We start from the raw sequence: 17,067 nt of genomic DNA, 5'->3' as shown, positions 1-17,067 counted from the left end.
AGCTAAAATAGTGGTTTTTTGTATTAGTTTTGTGATAAATAAACGAGCTTATGGAATTTGTTGTCACGGGAGATGGAAGTAAAACACTGTATCACGCAGAAATCGGGGAACACTATCATTCTAAGCATGGGGCTGTCCAGGAAAGCCGGCACGTTTTTTTGCAGTCTGGGTTTACTTTTTTTTTGGAGAAAGAAAAAACAACTTCGGCATCTATTTTAGAAGTAGGATTTGGTACGGGATTGAACTTTTTGTTGACTGCCGATTATGCGCATGCGCGAGGGATTTCCTTGACCTATTGTGGTATAGAGGCGTTTCCGCTTCCCGAGCATATCGTGTGTCATACCGGATACGAGCAGGTTGTGGCAGACCGCACATGGGATGCTTTTCGCTCGTCGTATGGCCAAGCTTTGCAGCAAGAAACGCAACTACTGTCTACGGTGCGCTTGGCTATTGCTCATACACATTTACTCGATTTTCACAGCGATCAGCTATTTGACGTGATTTACTTTGATGCATTTGCCGCGGTTCACCAGCCCGAGATGTGGACAGACGAATCGTTAGCGCATGTATGCTCTTTCCTTCGTCCCGGAGGAGTCTTTGTGACCTATGCGATCACTGGCAACCTGAAACGGACAATGAAAGCATTGGGATTTACGATAGAGAAAGCACCCGGAGCGCCCGGTAAACGAGAGATGTTGCGCGCCGTCAAACAGGTCGGCCCGGACAATTGGCGATAGGCATTCGACGGCGCCGGACCCAAAAAGACGGCGTAGTCACCGATAGGGCTTAAGTATGACCACGGAAAACAAAAACGGAACAATCTCTACAGATTATTCCGTTTTTTGTCACGTTCCTATAGTGCGTGTGCCGCTGTCTTAGTGGCCAGATTCACCATCTATGCCATGCGCATGGCCGTGTGCCAATTCTTCTTCCGTTGCGGGGCGAACCGCAAGAATCTCAATATCGAAGTTTAATGTTTTTCCAGCCATTGGGTGATTAAGGTCGGCCACAACGGCCTCAGGAGTTACCTCTACCACGACAGCGCGGAACTGATTTCCTTGATTATCTTGTAAAGGAAGAACTTCACCAACAGGAGGCAAACCTGTTTCTTTAAACATATCTGCTGGAAGCTGAGCAATTGCACGCTCATCTTTTTCGCCGTAAGCGTCCACAGGAGCCAGGGTGAACGATGTTTTGTCGCCCGCATTCAATTCGGAGATATTCTCCTCGAATTTAGGTAACATCATACCGACACCGTATAGAAATGTTAATGGGTTTTCGTTGGTAGTTTCTTCCACGAAAGATTTCTCACCGTTTTCTTCAATCGTGTGAAGAGTGTAGTTTAACGCAACAACGTTGTTGTTTTCTATTGCCATTTTACTTAATTTATTGGGACGAATCCCTGTTATCATTTACTAGTTGCAGCAATGCCGCCACAGAATCTTGCGGCAGGCTACAGGTTTTATTACGACAAAGGTATGCTTTTGATTCCATACCTGCTTTATCCTTTAACAACGGTAAGTTACTTTTTGTTCCACCCATTGTTATTTTATTAGGAATATAGGTTTTGTCTACGTCCTTACGCCAAGTTTCAGCATCTGCCCCCGTAAGCGCTATTTCGTTCACGCCGTAAACGTGTTCGAGCAGCTGTATCGCCCAGTTAGAATAGGCCGATCCATATTGCTTAATATGTGGGAAAACATTGGCAAAGATTTGCTCCGCGATGCCCGTATAGCGATCATTATCCAACAGTTCCCCTAAACGGTATAGCATCCGCACAATCATGGAAGAAGAAGCTGGGATAACATTATCCATGATTTCGCTTTTTCGGGCGATGAGTTGCTCTGTGCCGTGCCCTGCATAATAAAATGTGCTGTTTTCCTCATCGTAGAATCCGCGGATCGCCCGATTCATGAGGTCTTCGGCATTCCCTATCCACGTTTCGTCGAAGGTCGCTTCATACAGCGCGATAAAGCTTTCTATGGTGAACGCATAATCGTCTAAGAATCCGGGTATTTGTCTGTTTGCGTCGGCAGGTTGATGTAACAGCACACCGTTGCTCATACATTCGGTTTGGATAAAGGCCGCAGTCTGCATGGCTAGATGGAGGTAGTGGTCCTGATCAAAAACGCGGTAGGCGTCGGTCAGCCCCTTCACGAAAAGGGCATTCCAGGATGTCAGCTGCTTATGGTCCAAACCTGGGCGGACCCGCTGAGCACGGTAATGCAGTAATTTAGTTTTGATTTCCTGCAGGTAGTTTACCCACTCCTCGTCGGAAAATCCGGCTTCACGCCAAAGCGTATCGGCATCCATATCGCAATGGAGCACATTGGTTTCTTCATCTTCCCAATTCCCCCGTTCCGTAACGTTGAAATAGGCAATGAACAGTGGAGCGTCCGGCCCAAGTATGTCGTGGATCTCTTGCTCGGTAAATGTGTAAAATTTGCCTTCCACTCCTTCGCTGTCGGCGTCCAATGCGGCGTAAAAACCTCCATTTTCGGCCAACATTTCCCGTTCTGCCCAAGTAATGGTTTCTTCAACGATCCGTTTATAGGTCGAGGAAGCTCTTTGTTGATAAGCTTCGGCGTAGAGTGAAATTAATTGCCCATTGTCATAAAGCATTTTCTCGAAATGCGGAATATGCCACTGCCCGTCAACAGCATAACGCGCAAATCCTCCTCCTACCTGATCATATATACCACCATGGGCAATTTTATGAAGGGTAAAATGCACGTGGTCTAAGACAGCATCATCTTGCGTAAGAACGGCATAGCGGAGAAAAAACAGCCAATTGTTCGGCAACGGAAACTTCGGCTCCCTTCGGTACCCGCCATCAATGCTATCAAATTGCGCTTTCCAGGGTTTCACGACATCGTGTATGTCGGCCGCATTGTACTGCTCGGGTAATGCTGTGATCGGAAGCCGCTCTGCTTGTTGTATGCCCTGTGTGAGGCGTTCGGCATAATCCAGCGCGATATCTGGCGTCTCTTCCCACATCTTGGCGATTTGCAGGAGGATCTGCTGCCAGTCGTGTGGACGGAAATAGGTGCCGCCATAAATTGGACGCCCATCGGGTAGACAGATGCAGTTCAGTGGCCAGCCACCAGCGTTGGTCATCAATTGTACCGCAATCATGTAAATCTGGTCGATATCCGGACGTTCTTCTCTGTCTACCTTAATCGAAACAAAAAATTTGTTCATGGTTTCGGCGATAGCCGGGTTTTCAAAACTTTCCCGCTCCATGACGTGGCACCAATGGCAGGCGGAGTAACCAATACTTACTAGGATTAGTTTATTTTCTTTCACCGCTTTTTCCAGGGCTTCGGCCCCCCAGGGCATCCAGTCAACCGGATTATGGGCATGTTGCTTTAAATAGGGGGAGTTTTCGTTTTGCAGTTTATTTGCCATGGGGATATATCAAATTGTAGGTGCTTATCATACAAACGGTTTAGGACTAGTATGGTTTGCAGATTACCTGTTGAAGGGTTGCCGTGTTTGCCGATACGGTCGAATAATCGATCCCTTCGTCTAATTCTAGGCGCGCTATGGCCGATGTTTTGAGATTTACGTATGTGTTTGTTACGTAATCGACAAAGTCGGAAAGTCCGGGATTGTGGCCCACAAGCAGTACGTGGCTAAATCTCGCAGGAACATCATTGATACGTTTCATAAGCATAAGGTAATGCGCTTCGTAAATGCGTGGCTCCCATACCACGTCTGCTGCAGGATAGCCAAGTACTTCGCAGAAAATTTGTGCAGTTTGCGCGGCCCTGTTGGCAGTCGAAGCAAGGATCATTGTTTTTTCATGGTTGTGCGGAAGTCGTTTTTTGAGTTCTTCCGCCGTTTGCTTCGCTCGTTCGATGCCCTTGTCGACCAGATTCCGGTCGAAATCCTTCTGTGCCAATCCATGCTCTTCAGCTTTGGCGTGCCGGATAATGTAAAGCGCTTTCTTTTCCATTGTTAAACTTAGGAAAATTTGTTTTTATATGCAATTTCCAAAGGGAGGGAGTTATGGTACCTATACGGCGGATATCTGGTAATACGAACGGCTGCATTGAAATCTGTTTTGTGATGAAAGGAGGTTTTTTGGACTGAAATTTGCTGCTTGTGTCTAGGTTAAATTTCCCTAACCGCTTTGTCCTCCATTTTTTATTACAAGGCTGGAAAGTCCGTTCAAGTCCGTTCAAGTCCGCTTTAACTTTAACACAACTTCGGTACAACTTCGATACAACTTGCACACCGCTTCGGAAACCCCTCGATCTGATTTCGACTGGGCTTGCACTCTGGTAGGGCTGGTTTCGGCAATTCGTAAAAGCGCAGTCGAAGCAGTCTCGAAGAGTACCGAAGAAGCCTCGAAGAGTACCCGAAGAAGCCTCGAAGCCGTGTCGAAGAAGTCTCGAAGCCGTGTCGAGCCTTAGTCGACGCCGGCTCGACCGACAGTCGAAAGCTTGAGAGGTTTGCGAAGGCTATTTGTATATCGTAATTTCTTTGAGCGTTCAGCAAAGGAATAATCCTGATCAAGATTGTGAAGGAGATTTAGTCTGGTCGTTTGTAAATAAATGTAAATTAACGTAAATCAATGTTAAAATTTCGAGACAATCAATTATATTTGTGTCCATCAGCACAGGTCTATTGAACGATGGATATTGTTTGCTGTCTATTAATCTTTTTATGAACAAGTCGAAATAAATACAGGTAGAATATGCTGTCTTTCTGGAGGATCGACGGTGATATAACAAGGATGTTTGTAGACGCACCCGTTAGGCCTATTTTTAGAAATTTCATCTTACGAAGATGTTGCCAATTTAAACCATGTATCGTATAACGCTTTGGTCGCACTGGGTGTGACTGTGAGCTTTCTGTAATCATTTCTATGCGCAAGCCGTTTAGAAAAGCCAAGAAATTTATTCACGATTTATCGTTACCTCTTAATGAGGTGCGTATTGATTTCTCTGAGATGCCGACTTGTGTTGTCTTGGGGATTCGAAATGACATATCTATGAAAACTAACCTTTTTAAAAGAAAAAAGAAAAGCGTCGACGGATTGCCTCCTTACGGATGGTTTGGTCGTTATGCTTCTTGGGAGGCTGCTGTTGCGGAAACATCAGGATATGCGCAGCCGACTATTTTGCAAAAGACTAAAGAAGCCCTTTGTAAGGTGCGGGATGGCAAAGCCGTGTATGAACGGGATTCTGTACTTTTTTCAAAAAAAGAGTATCCATTTAGTATTATTGCCAGTTTACTTTACATTGCGGCACAGCAGCAGAACACGTTGCATGTGCTTGATTTCGGCGGTTCATTGGGAAGTACCTATTTTCAAGTTCGGGATTTTCTTCGGCCGTTAAAGAGATTGACTTGGCATATTGTCGAACAGTCGGCTTATGTGGATGTAGGACGACAGGAATTTGAGGATGATCAGCTCAAATTTTTTCGAACAATCGAAGAGAGTATGGCGCATACAGGTCCGCACGTCATCTTGTTGTCCAGTGTCGTGCAGTACCTGGAAGATCCGCATTCTTTTTTGTCGATGTTGTCAACGAAGGATGTACCCTATTTACTATTCGATAGAACTGCTTTTGTACGAGAAGGCGAAGATCGTTTGACGATTCAACGGGTTCCTCCGGAGATTTATGATGCTTCGTACCCCGCATGGTTCCTAAACGAGGAGGCGTTTCTTGCGCATTTTTCGAGGTATTGTGTAATGGCTGATTTTAGCTCATATGTTGTGGGCGAATCCGATTTATTTATTGATGGTGAGCTTGCCGGCTACGATAAAGGATTTTTATTCGAACGTCGATGAAGAAACATCATTTTTGTACCCTTTTTAATTCGGTGTATCTGTCGCGAGGGCTGGCAATGTATCGTTCTTTAGAAAAATATTGTGCGGACTTTCACCTGTACATTTTTGCTTTCGACGACGTGTGCTACGAGACCCTCTGTAAACTAAATTTGCGATATGCTACCGTAATCCCTTTGATAGACTTTGAGGATGATGATCTCTTGGCTGTCAAGCCAACACGAACCGCAGGCGAATATTGTTGGACGTGTACCCCGTCAATTATACATTATGCGATTTTGACCTATCGTCTTGATGCGTGTACTTATCTCGATGCGGATCTGCTTTTTTTCAATGACCCGGCAATGTTGCTGGAAGAAATTGAAACACGTGACCGTTCTGTGCTGCTTACAGAGCATCGCTATACGCCTGTATACGATCAGGCACATTCGAGTGGACGCTACTGCGTACAATTTATGTGCTTTAAAAATACGACAGAAGGTATGGCCGTGCTGTCATGGTGGAGGTCGGCATGTTTAACGTGGTGCTACAATAGAGTAGAGGATGGAAAATTTGGCGATCAGAAGTATTTGGATGATTGGATGGATCGTTTCTCTTGTGTGCATGAGCTGCAGCACTTGGGCGGAGGCGTAGCCCCATGGAATGTGCAACAATATGATTTTAAAACGGAAGGTACGTGTTTATTTGGTACAGAGCTAAATTCGACAAACAAGTTTCCGCTTATATTCTATCATTATCATGGATTTAAATATGCTGAGTCAAATGCGTTTGTACCCACATCGGGATACGCACTTTCGGAGAACGATCTGCAATATGTGTACCGGCCTTATATTGCCGCCTTGAAAGCAGCGGATAGCGAGTTAAAGTCTGTGTTTCGACACTATGTTTTTCATGAGTGTCTCCCTATTCCACGCATTCGGAAGTCAATTCGACGAATGTTCCATCTGTATATCAAAGGAAAATTTCAGCACTATTATCATCAGTCTTATTTTTTGTAATAATGGCCTATCAGATTGATTTAAAGACGTTCACAGACGAACGCGGAAACCTAACAGTCATCGAAAAGATTGTGCCCTTCGAGGTGAAGCGCATATTCTACATTTACGGAGTTAACGATGCAACACGAGGTGGACATCGGCATCATCGTACGTTGCAAGCTGCTATATGTCTGAAAGGTAGCTGTACGATATACAACCATAATGGAGCTGAAGAAGCGACCTATCAGTTGACAATGCCAAACCATTGTTTGGTACTCGAAACGCAAGATTGGCATCAAATGTATAATTTCTCTCCTGATGCCATTTTGATGGTTTTGGCATCAGAATACTTTGACCCACAAGATTATATTTACGAACCTTATATCGCGCATGATAGCCTACGAAGATCTACAGAAAGTCAATGAGCCTTTTTTTCCGGCGTTTCATTCGGCGTGGAAACGCGTGTTAGAAAGTGGATGGTACATCCTCGGAAAAGAGGTGGAGCAGTTTGAAGGTAATTTTGCAACCTTCTGTGGGAGTTCCTATTGTATAGGCGTTGCATCAGGCTTGGATGCGATGATATTGTCTTTTCAACACTTCAAGTTTAAAGCCGGAGACGAGGTTATCGTTCCTTCCAACACCTATATCGCTTCGATATTGTCTATTGTCCATGCTGGGCTGAAACCGGTTTTGGTTGAACCTGATATCACAACGTATAATATAGATCCAAGTAAAATTGAGGAAGCACTCACGCCGCGTACCCGGGCCATTTTAGTGGTGCATCTGTATGGAAAAATGTGCGATATGGCGCCGATTCTGCAGATTGCTCAAAAGCATGATCTGCGGATCGTAGAAGATTGTGCTCAGGCTCATGGGGCGAAATACCAGGGCCAATCAGCTGGAACATTTGGTGATTTTGGAGCGTTTAGCTTTTATCCCACAAAGAATCTTGGTGCGTTGGGCGATGCCGGGGCAGTGACAACTAACGATCCGGTTTTAGCGGAATCTATAAAGACCCTACGAAATTACGGATCGCGCATTAAGTATACCAATGAGGTTATAGGGCACAATTCGCGATTGGATGAGTTACAAGCTGCTTTTCTTTCGATTAAGCTGAAACGACTCGACGAAATTACCCGACATAAACAACGTCTTGCATCGTTATATGCATCAGGTTTGAAAGATGATTTTATTTTGCCTTGTATACAAGCCGGATTTGAAGATGTGTTCCATATTTTTGCCATCCGCCACCCCCGGAGAGAGGCATTACGAGGATACTTAGCGGATCGCGGAATAAAAACCGAGGTGCACTATCCTATACCGCCTAATGGGCAAAAGGCACTTAGGGAGACGGTGCAGGGTAACTATCCGCTTGCAGAAGAAATTCACAAAACGGTGTTGAGCCTACCGATTTCGTTTGGACATACCGAATCTGAGATTTTACAGGTAATCGATGTCATGAATAAATTCTAACACTGTAGACAACGCAACCAAAGTTCTGGTCGACGCAGTCTATGTTATTGGAACTTTTTAACGCCTATGGCTTTCAGTAGTTTAAAACCTTTGGAGGATCTAATTTTATCTAATTTTTTTTGAGCGTCGTCGATAGTCAGATAGTCGTCATAAAACAAGGGAAATGTCTGTTGCAGGAATGTCTCTCGCTCTTCTAAAATCGCGGGCGTGTTTTTGGGATCAGCGCTCATACCATTCATATCAAAAATAGAAATGATCTGATCAATACCTCTTGTTGATACATTTTCTTTTGCAATAACCCTTACCATAAAAGCCCAATCGGCCACTATTTTGTAAATTGTTTCATAATAACCAAATCGTTCGAATAAATTTTTCTTTATGAAAGTCGATGGATGTCCAAGAAAATGGTGAAAGAGGTACTTAAAACTTAATTTTGGTGGAAAATGATAAACGTAAGGTTTCGTCTTATCGTCAAGAAGTAGATTTCCATATATTATATCTTCCGTTCCAAGTTCTGGCAGTACATTTTCAAGAGTCTTACTACTAAAAAGAGTATCACCACTGTTTAGAAAAAGAATATAGTCCCCTTTAGCTATTTTTATTCCCTTATTCATGGCGTCATATACACCCGCATCTTTTTCTGATACCCAATGGTTGACTTGCGAGAAATCTCTGATGAGATCGACGCTACCGTCCGTTGACCCTCCATCAATAATGATATACTCGAAATTAGGAGTCGTTTGCGATTGTATGGACATCAAGGTTTTAGCCAATCCTAACATATTGTTGAGATTGATGGTAACGATTGTTAATTTCATGGGTGGTCTCTTCTTGTTTAATAAGTTGGTCTTAATTATCCAAAAATAAGAAATTAATTGACTGATTGTACGACATGGCCTAACTTTTCGCTAGAAGTAATATTGCCTTAATGACAGATCCACGAATGTCCGTTTGCAATGGATTATCACCTAAGTGTTGGGGAATGGCGTTTTCCGGGGAAAAATGTGACTTGGATTGCATTGATTTAATCTATGATATTGTCAAAGAGTTTTAAACGAAGGTAAAATTAACCCGGATGTATCCCAGCTCGGGTCAGTTACCCATTGATTAGGTGAGATGATGATTTTTTCCGGATGTCGACCTAGCCATGCAGCCCACCAGCTAAAACTGCTGTTTGCTATAATAAAATGATTACACATATGCATTAATTGCATGTCCCTATAGCTCTCTGTTCCAATATTCCAATCAACGAATATGCTATCTATATTTCTAAATTTAGTCTGACACCATTTGATATCGTTTGAAAAGATAACAAAAAGTGGCGATTCAATACGCTCTTGCATATATGCAATGGCACGGTCATAATATTTTTCATCGCATATGCCGCCAAGAAGAGGTTCTGTGAGATAGTCTCCGCGTCGAACATGTAAAGCAACAGTGATTCGGTTTTCAACCTGTCGGATAAGCGTGGTGTTCTGTTTATCGACAATATTTGGAAATTGAAAATGATTCCGAAGTTCGTCGGCAACCATATTGATGTATTCAATATGTTGCCAATAACCCCAGTAATATCGACTTTTCCGCTGTTCGAAAATTGTGTCGTGATATATGAATTGTGGTTGCTCTTCCCAGTATGCATTTTTTGTATCGTAGAGACGTCTTAGTTTCCGCCAAATCCATTTCCGATTCTGAGGAAGTAGTAGGTTTAGTTCAAACGGCGACGCTTCTTCTAGTTTTATATTAAATACGGTATGCAGTTCAAAGCCGTTGTGTAAAGCGTAGGTTTTGAATGCCGTCAAGTCTGCTCTTACATTCTTAAAATGTTTCTGTAATGCAAGGTAGAAAGCATATTGGAACATTTGATTACCAAGTCCTCCTAAGAATTTAACAATTTTAATTGACATCTGTTATTTTTAGTGCATCGTTGTAAAAAAAATTATTTTCGTATAAACAACTTTTTAATCGATCTTTTAAAAGTTTTTCTAACCTGTTTAAAGGTAGCCAGTTCTCTTTGGAATATAGGATTGCTAAAAAACAAAACAACCGTGTTGATCCCACCTTTCATCATGATTACTTCGTACCATTTTTGGAAGATGTAGTTTTCCAATAAAGCCGGGTTCAGTATGTGGCTCCTTCTGTTTTGTATTATCAATGACGTATAGAGTATTTTGTATTTTTCCACAGGAACATCGGGCCATATATATGGGTTCGTCAATATCTTTTCAAAATCCGGATCAGGTACATAACCTAAACGGGCTAACAATTTGCCCTTTATTGGCAGCAGTTGTTGCATAATCTTCTCGCCCACTGTGTTGGAAACATTGTCGCCGTGAGATCGGTATAGTACAATAAATTCCTTACTATTTGCAACACGGTAACGATGCGCTATACGTAAAAAAAGATCATAATCTTCAGCAAAAGGTTCCTGATAACCTCCCATTTCTTTAAAAACCGCTGTTCGTATCATCATAGAGGAATGGACAAATGTGTTCTGAAAAAGAAGTTTAATCTTTAGTAATTCTGGACAGGTTTCCGACTCTTGGATTATGCCGATTTCCTTACCGTCCTCGTCAATGACCTTAGCCTGTCCACCGTATAAAGCTAGCGATGGGTCTTTCTTAAAAGCCGTAACTTGTACTAAAAGTCTGTCAGGAAGCGAAAAATCGTCGCTGTCCATAATAGCAATCAATTTGCCTTTGGCTTCCTTAAGAGCGACATTGCGGGTATAGAGCAAGCCCCTATTTGTGTCGTTGCTAATAATACGTATACGTTTGTCTTGAAAATTGTTGATAATCTCCAAAGTTTTATCTGTGGAACCATCGTTGGCGATAAGTAGTTCGTAATCAGTAAACGTCTGGTTTAGGATACTTTTTATCGCTTCTGCGATATATCGTTCGGCATTGTACGCCGCCATAAATACCGTAACTAAAGGTTGTTTTTTTTTCATCGTATGAGATATAAAACCTTCTCGTTCAGAGCTAGTTTACAGAATAAAATTGCTGAACGGAAGCCTAAAATCGAAGGTGAAACGGGAACATTAGTTGATGTAACAAATTATCATTTCCCATATTAGGCATACTATACGTTTGTTAGCAAACAGACCGTGCTTAACGGGGTAAAGATACAAAAAATAAATTAGGCAACTTTTTAGCTTCGTTAATTTAGAGTAACTTTGCTATGGCTCTTTTTCTGTATTATTCGTTTAAAGAAGTATGTTTTTGATACGCCCAACGGATATATGAAATTTGCTCGGGAAATATCATGCAAAACATTCTGAATGTAGTTTATGCAACAAAAAAAATATATTTCTTTTAGTCTGTGGGGAGAAGATCCCATGTATACAGTGGGTATTGTTCGTAACGCGGAACTCCGCTCTACGGTCTATCCGGAGTGGGATATGGTGGTGTACCATGACCAATCTGTTCCTGAGGAAACATTAAAACAGTTGACTGATCTTGATGTGGAATTGATAGCTATAAAAAATCATCCTGCGCATCCGTCATTTTGGCGATTCTTTATTGTCGACCGCGATGATTGTGAGCGGGCTATTTTTAGGGATGCAGATTCACGATTTTCGCAACGTGAGGCGCTCGCTGTTGACGAATGGGAGAGATTAGGAACGGTATTACACGTCATGCGTGACCATCCATACCATAAAATACCCTTCGGGATCAACACGATGGGAATTTTAGCAGGAATGTGGGGGATAAAGGCAGGTGCTGTCCAAATGGAACAACTCATACATTCATTTATACAGTGTGCAAGAGAGCAAGAGTATGGAGTTGATCAGACTTTTTTAAAAGAAATTTATACTACTTTTAAATCTGACAGTACGGTTCATGACGAATTTTTCGACGAAAGACCGTTCCCAATAAAGAGAAAAGGGCTGCAATTTGTTGGTGAGCGAATTGATGAGTGGGAACAACCGGTCGGAAATGATTGGAGGGTTCTGCAAACTCATTATCAATCGGTAAGCAAGAGTTTTTTTACCATTATAATACCGACTTATAATGCGGAAGCGACAATTGAAGCATGTTTACGCAGTGTTCTTCAACAGCATTATACAAACTTTGAAATTATCGTACAGGATGGTTTGTCTACCGATGATACAGTTACTATCGTAAAAGATTTAAATGATGATCGTATATCGATTGTTAGCGAGGCGGATCATGGAGTTTACGATGCGATGAATAAAGCATTGGATCGAAGTTGTGGTGAATGGATATTTTTTTTGGGTAGTGATGACGTCTTGTATGACGCGAATGTGTTTGATCATGTTGCTTCGTACTTAGTGGATAGCACGCATAAGTTTGTTTATGGGGATGTATTTATGATTGAGCGTCATCTGCGGTCGGAGGATTTAGGCGTTCTATACATGGGGGCCGCATCAGATGCAGCGCTTTTGGAACGTAATATTTGTCATCAAGCCATTTTTTATCATAAAGATATTTTTAATAATGGTTATCGATATAGACTGGATTATAAAATTTTCGCTGATTATGATGCCAATCTTTACTTGTCGTCTAGGTTTGAACGACGGTACATTCCCGTCACAGTTGCCAAATTTTATCTGGGAGGTTTAAGCAGTACGATGGAAGATCCAGCTTTTGATAAAGATAAGTGGACAAATATTGTGGATTATTTTAGTTTTAAGTTGACTGACCGAAGTTTTAGACCCTATCGGCGAAGGATAAAAAAAGTAGGTTTACAATCTTTAAAATCGGGTAACGTTGGTCGATTTCTAAAGGCTTACTCCATTTTTTTAAATTTAAAATTGATAAAGAAATGGTAATATTTGTATGTTTAAATAGATCGTGGAAGTTTCGTATCGTGTGCAAACGACCGTATTTCTTCGATTACATGATCTTTCTTTGACCAGGAGGGGAAAAGTAAACGGAATAGGGTTTGATTTCTTGCTTTGCTTTTTAGACTTCTCGCCATAAGTAGTCGAATGGGGGTTAATAATTTCAGACGTAACTTGTTTATTTTGTCATATGCAATTTCCCCATATAATTTGGTTGCAAGATTATATTTCTCAATGATCATGAAGGAATCTTCAATCTTTTGATTTAAACTTTCGTTATAACTTCTTACCAACCTTTCTGAAGGGACAAAATGTTGCAGGATCAGATCCTTATCATAATGTAATTGATATCCCCTAAGAATTAAGCGAAGACAATATTCAGTATCTTCAGCAACAAAATGGCCAGATTGATCATTCTCCCGAAGAAACAGCGAAGGGTGGGTGTCATAAAAACTGCGATATAAGTGCGTGCGTGAAACCATTCCAGCACCCCAAAGTTGCTTTCTTTTCGTTACGTCACCGGTCTTGTCTCCTTGTGAACCGATGGCATAGCGTTGCGCGTCTTTTACAAACCAGTCGGGAATCTCCTGCTGAGGATCGGCAAAAGCCGGGAAGGTACGGCCTCCGAGGGCACCTATTTGATGATTGCTTACGAGTGAGCGGTAGGCTCGATCCACATAATCTGGTGCCAACCAGTTATCGTCATCACAAATTATAAAAAAGGCATACGAAGCGTGCCGAATAGCCGTCTGTAGTGCAAAATATTTACCGGGTTTGTTTTCCACATAGACTTTAAGAGGAATAGAATCTCGGCCCACCTTCGCCCATGTTTCTCGCACAGTGTCTATTGAACCGTCCGTAGACGCATTATCAATATAGATAAGTTCTACTGGGCACCCCGACTGTAGGTTTTGTTTTGCGATGTGTGTTAATGTGGGTCTAAGTTTGTGGCTGCCATTGTAACTGCAGACAATAATGGAAACTCCATTTTTCGGAGATAATAAGTCTTGACTATTCATCATTTTGATTTCATACTTTTCCAGATCGATGCTGCGATGCATTTCACATAGAAAGTTTTAGATGACGGTGGAATTTGAAACATGTTCTCAATTTCCAATTGTCGATTTTTTTTGAATCCTGATTTGATAGGCCAATATTCTTTGACGTTTTTTTTGATAGCTATTCGGTATTCCTCTCGGGAAATGAGTCCTTGATCCGCAGACCTCTTCAGTATCGTAAGCCCTTCGACAAAATTAAGTCCGGTTTGATAAGATCCCGTACTGACATCATTTCCATGCTTTCGAAAATAATTTAACAACTTCCCACTTATGCATACTTTTCCTGTTTTTGCTAGTTCTATCCAGAAGAGCCAATCTCCGCTGAATCTAAATTCAAGAAAATCGAGCGATACTTTTTCAAAGTTTTTTTTTCGCCATATGGCCATACTTGCATTAAAAATTGCCGGATTCGGAGTTAGGTATTGTTTAATAAATAGAAAACTATCGACGACTTCTATTAGTTGCGGATGTGACGAGTGCCACCGTATCTCATTTTGCAAGACGCAATAAGATTGACAGTAACTAATGGCTATCTCTTCCTTGTTCAACATTTCGGTTAGGAGAGTAGCTAGTAAGGTGGGTTCACACCAGTCGTCACTTTCTGCAATCCACACAAATTCGCCCTTTGCCAACTCAATACCTTTCCGCCATTGCTTAAAAGGACTTCCAGTATTTTCTTCATTGAATACAATACGACTAATTTTTGGATGTTTAGTGTAGGAAGAGATGATTTCCCTGCTGTGATCCGTTGAACAGTCGTCAAGTATAATTACTTCAAAGTTTGTGTAGGTCTGTGAAAAAATACTATCTAACCGTTGCCTTAAATAGGGAGCGTGGTTATAATTCGGAACAATAATAGAAACAAGTCCCTTGATTTCTTCCATGTACTATATTCCCGCTACTTCATGAAATCCGGGCGAACGATGCCACATTTTGTTATTGACTGTTTCTCTATAAATAAGCTCATTAGGTTTGAAGTTAGCCCGGGAAGATAGTGGGTGAAAAATGTGAAATCCTACGGCTGCCCATTTTAAGCGTTTCTTTTTAATGCCTGAATTGATCAATCTTTCTGCGAATTCGTAATCTTCCCATCCCCAGCCGGTAAAACCATTGAAGTATCCGTTAATACGTACATAATCTTCTAGCCAAAACGCCAGGTTGCAGCCTTTTACATTGTGCGAACTGCATGGATCCGTCTTGAAAAGGCTTGATAATAAGGGAAAACGGATAGCATTGAAACGTGTTGTCATGCCTTTTGTTAAGCAACTGAATGAAAGACGTTTCTGTTGAAGAGATATTTTTGATAACGTTTCGCCAATCATAGCTCGACTCCCTTGTACAAAATATCCTTTCTGCGCGGCTGCCAAATGATCTTTGACGAAGTGCTTGTGAAGAATGATATCGCCATCTATCTCTATAATATAATCGGTTTTACACACGCGCAGTGCTTTATTAAGGATTAGCGTCTTCTGGAACCCATTGTCTTCGTGCCAAACATGTTCAATAGGAAATCGATGCTTAAACGAATTAATTATCGTCGCTGTTCGCGCGTCAGAACCATCATCGGCGATGACAATTTGATCGGGCATTACGCTTTGCTCCGCAACGCTTAATAGCACCAATTCTAACGCTTCTGGCCAATTGTAGGTCGATATGATTAAACTAACAGTCATACTTAGTCATTTTGCGATTTCCTTATATAACGTCTGATATTTCAAAAACGTTACACAAAGTTAAAAATATTCTAGGGTTTCTTTAGTCCGCCTTTATCTTTTTGGGTAAAAAGTATAGTTGTCTGTTTAACTTTTTGAGATTAGAGGCTTTGTGTGCCAAGAAATTCTGTTGAAAAGTTTACCTTTGTTTCTTATTAACTTTTGAAAATAACGAATGGTTTCAAAAAATATCCTGTTTGATGCAGAGAGACTTAAATATCCGAATACGGGTCTTTATTATTTTTGCCTAAACTTGGGAGATGCTATTCGAAATCAACTCCCTTCTGGACTGGATATGTATTTTTTTTGTAATGAAAAAGCCGGTAAGGTATATGGTGATGATCAAAAGTACATCCGTCAGTTTTCTTGGCATAAGATAAATAATCCGCACAGAAGTAGATTTGACCTTTGGCACTCTACTTTTCAGCTCACTGACTATCTACCGAATAAAGATCGTAGTCCCTTATTGTTGACCATTCATGATCTGAATTTCTTAAAAGAAAACAAATCTTTAGAGAAAGAGAAGCGATATCTGAAGAAGCTGCAGGAGCGTGTCAACCAGGCGTCGCAAATTGTCACGATCTCGGATTATGTGAAAAATGATGTGTTAACATACTGTGATGTCAAGAACACCCCCATAAAGACTATTTATAACGGGAACAACATCGATTTTAGTCGCATAGCGGAGGTTTCTACAGCGCCGTTGGTAGATGGCGAGTATATATATTCTGTTGGAACGATCAATAGAAAGAAGAATTTTCACGTGTTACTTTATCTGTTGCCAGGAAATGATCTGAAGCTCGTGATCAGTGGTGAAACACATGAGGAGGATTATAAAAATTATATACTCCATTTAGCCAAGAAACTGAGTGTACAGAAGCGGCTGATCTTTACAGGGGCAGTATCGGAGAAAAATAAATACAATTACTTAAAGCATTGTGCTTTGTTTGCATTCCCATCTATCGCAGAAGGGTTTGGTTTACCCGTTGTGGAAGCAATGGCATTCGGGAAGAAAGTCCTTCTATCGACCTGCACCTCGCTACCGGAAATAGGAGGGGACAACGCCTATTACCTAACACAATTTGACGAGGATTACTTAACTAACTTTGCAAAAACTGAACTCAATACTATTTTAAGGCACCCGATTGATGAACATGCGGTCGTAGAGCGAGCAAAATCTTTTAACTGGCAGGACGCAGCAAGAGACTACACAGCATTGTATGCCCGCATATTAAATGGAGCATAA

Annotated in this window: 16 protein-coding genes; 7 read left to right on the top strand and 9 right to left on the bottom strand. The window is 41.6% G+C overall.

What is annotated here, in order from left to right:
* Positions 1–50: 50 nt before the first annotated feature.
* Positions 51–737 (top strand): tRNA (5-methylaminomethyl-2-thiouridine)(34)-methyltransferase MnmD, encoded by a 687-nt coding sequence (gene mnmD / locus ACFSR5_RS14455; protein ID WP_380905028.1) that lies wholly within the window; start codon positions 51–53, stop codon positions 735–737.
* Between the two features lie 138 nt (positions 738–875).
* Here the strand turns inward: mnmD and ACFSR5_RS14450 are convergent, their stop codons facing one another.
* The 3 genes from ACFSR5_RS14450 to ACFSR5_RS14440 are packed head-to-tail and all read right to left on the bottom strand — an operon-like array spanning position 876 to position 3,958.
* Entirely contained in the window at positions 876–1,376 is a 501-nt protein-coding gene (locus tag ACFSR5_RS14450; protein WP_380905026.1) for an FKBP-type peptidyl-prolyl cis-trans isomerase, read from the bottom strand.
* A gap of 10 nt (positions 1,377–1,386) precedes the next feature.
* A complete protein-coding gene (locus tag ACFSR5_RS14445; protein ID WP_380905024.1) occupies positions 1,387–3,408 on the bottom strand; it encodes a thioredoxin domain-containing protein in 2,022 nt (673 codons plus the stop codon).
* Positions 3,409–3,454: 46 nt separating this feature from the next.
* Complete coding sequence (locus tag ACFSR5_RS14440) at positions 3,455–3,958, bottom strand: SixA phosphatase family protein (protein WP_380905022.1); 504 nt, start codon at positions 3,956–3,958, stop codon at positions 3,455–3,457.
* Positions 3,959–4,999: 1,041 nt separating this feature from the next.
* Between ACFSR5_RS14440 and ACFSR5_RS14435 the strand changes: the two genes are divergently transcribed.
* The 4 genes from ACFSR5_RS14435 to ACFSR5_RS14420 are packed head-to-tail and all read left to right on the top strand — an operon-like array spanning position 5,000 to position 8,247.
* Positions 5,000–5,800: a methyltransferase, TIGR04325 family gene (locus ACFSR5_RS14435; RefSeq protein ID WP_380905020.1), complete on the top strand. Its 801-nt coding sequence runs from the start codon at positions 5,000–5,002 to the stop codon at positions 5,798–5,800.
* Positions 5,797–6,795 carry a glycosyl transferase gene (locus tag ACFSR5_RS14430; RefSeq protein WP_380905018.1) on the top strand — a complete coding sequence of 333 codons (999 nt, stop codon included), beginning with the start codon at positions 5,797–5,799 and terminating at the stop codon, positions 6,793–6,795. The genes ACFSR5_RS14435 and ACFSR5_RS14430 overlap by 4 nt, the downstream gene beginning before the upstream one ends.
* A gap of 2 nt (positions 6,796–6,797) precedes the next feature.
* A complete protein-coding gene (locus tag ACFSR5_RS14425) occupies positions 6,798–7,199 on the top strand; it encodes a sugar 3,4-ketoisomerase (protein WP_380905016.1) in 402 nt (133 codons plus the stop codon).
* Positions 7,165–8,247: a DegT/DnrJ/EryC1/StrS family aminotransferase gene (locus ACFSR5_RS14420; RefSeq protein ID WP_380905014.1), complete on the top strand. Its 1,083-nt coding sequence runs from the start codon at positions 7,165–7,167 to the stop codon at positions 8,245–8,247. The genes ACFSR5_RS14425 and ACFSR5_RS14420 overlap by 35 nt, the downstream gene beginning before the upstream one ends.
* A gap of 44 nt (positions 8,248–8,291) precedes the next feature.
* Here the strand turns inward: ACFSR5_RS14420 and ACFSR5_RS14415 are convergent, their stop codons facing one another.
* The 3 genes from ACFSR5_RS14415 to ACFSR5_RS14405 all read right to left on the bottom strand — a co-directional run bounded on the left by ACFSR5_RS14415 (position 8,292) and on the right by ACFSR5_RS14405 (position 11,194).
* Positions 8,292–9,065 (bottom strand): glycosyltransferase family 2 protein, encoded by a 774-nt coding sequence (locus ACFSR5_RS14415; RefSeq protein WP_380905012.1) that lies wholly within the window; start codon positions 9,063–9,065, stop codon positions 8,292–8,294.
* A 222-nt stretch (positions 9,066–9,287) separates the two neighbouring features.
* Positions 9,288–10,151, bottom strand: a complete 864-nt coding sequence (locus tag ACFSR5_RS14410; protein WP_380905010.1) for an alpha-1,2-fucosyltransferase — start codon at positions 10,149–10,151, stop codon at positions 9,288–9,290.
* A 32-nt stretch (positions 10,152–10,183) separates the two neighbouring features.
* A complete protein-coding gene (locus tag ACFSR5_RS14405) occupies positions 10,184–11,194 on the bottom strand; it encodes a glycosyltransferase family 2 protein (RefSeq protein ID WP_380905008.1) in 1,011 nt (336 codons plus the stop codon).
* A 339-nt stretch (positions 11,195–11,533) separates the two neighbouring features.
* Here ACFSR5_RS14405 and ACFSR5_RS14400 point away from each other — a divergent pair, with 339 nt between their 5' ends.
* The gene (locus ACFSR5_RS14400; RefSeq protein ID WP_380905006.1) at positions 11,534–13,039 is read left to right on the top strand and encodes a glycosyltransferase family 2 protein; all 1,506 of its coding nucleotides are present in this window, start codon (positions 11,534–11,536) and stop codon (positions 13,037–13,039) included.
* An 11-nt stretch (positions 13,040–13,050) separates the two neighbouring features.
* Here ACFSR5_RS14400 and ACFSR5_RS14395 read toward each other — a convergent pair whose 3' ends face one another.
* The 3 genes from ACFSR5_RS14395 to ACFSR5_RS14385 are packed head-to-tail and all read right to left on the bottom strand — an operon-like array spanning position 13,051 to position 15,782.
* Positions 13,051–14,112 carry a glycosyltransferase gene (locus tag ACFSR5_RS14395; protein WP_380905004.1) on the bottom strand — a complete coding sequence of 354 codons (1,062 nt, stop codon included), beginning with the start codon at positions 14,110–14,112 and terminating at the stop codon, positions 13,051–13,053.
* Positions 14,070–14,993, bottom strand: a complete 924-nt coding sequence (locus tag ACFSR5_RS14390; protein WP_380905002.1) for a glycosyltransferase family 2 protein — start codon at positions 14,991–14,993, stop codon at positions 14,070–14,072. The genes ACFSR5_RS14395 and ACFSR5_RS14390 overlap by 43 nt, the downstream gene beginning before the upstream one ends.
* Positions 14,994–14,996: 3 nt before the next feature.
* On the bottom strand, positions 14,997–15,782 hold the full coding sequence (locus ACFSR5_RS14385) for a glycosyltransferase family 2 protein (RefSeq protein ID WP_380905000.1): 786 nt from the start codon (positions 15,780–15,782) through the stop codon (positions 14,997–14,999).
* 214 nt (positions 15,783–15,996) lie between these two features.
* Here ACFSR5_RS14385 and ACFSR5_RS14380 point away from each other — a divergent pair, with 214 nt between their 5' ends.
* Positions 15,997–17,067, top strand: coding sequence for a glycosyltransferase family 4 protein (locus tag ACFSR5_RS14380; protein ID WP_380904997.1), 1,071 nt, complete (start codon positions 15,997–15,999; stop codon positions 17,065–17,067).

It is taken from the genome of Sphingobacterium suaedae (genome assembly GCF_042684625.1).
Taxonomy (GTDB): Bacteria; Bacteroidota; Bacteroidia; order Sphingobacteriales; family Sphingobacteriaceae; genus Sphingobacterium; species Sphingobacterium suaedae.
This window is presented reverse-complemented; position numbering and strand designations above follow the sequence as displayed.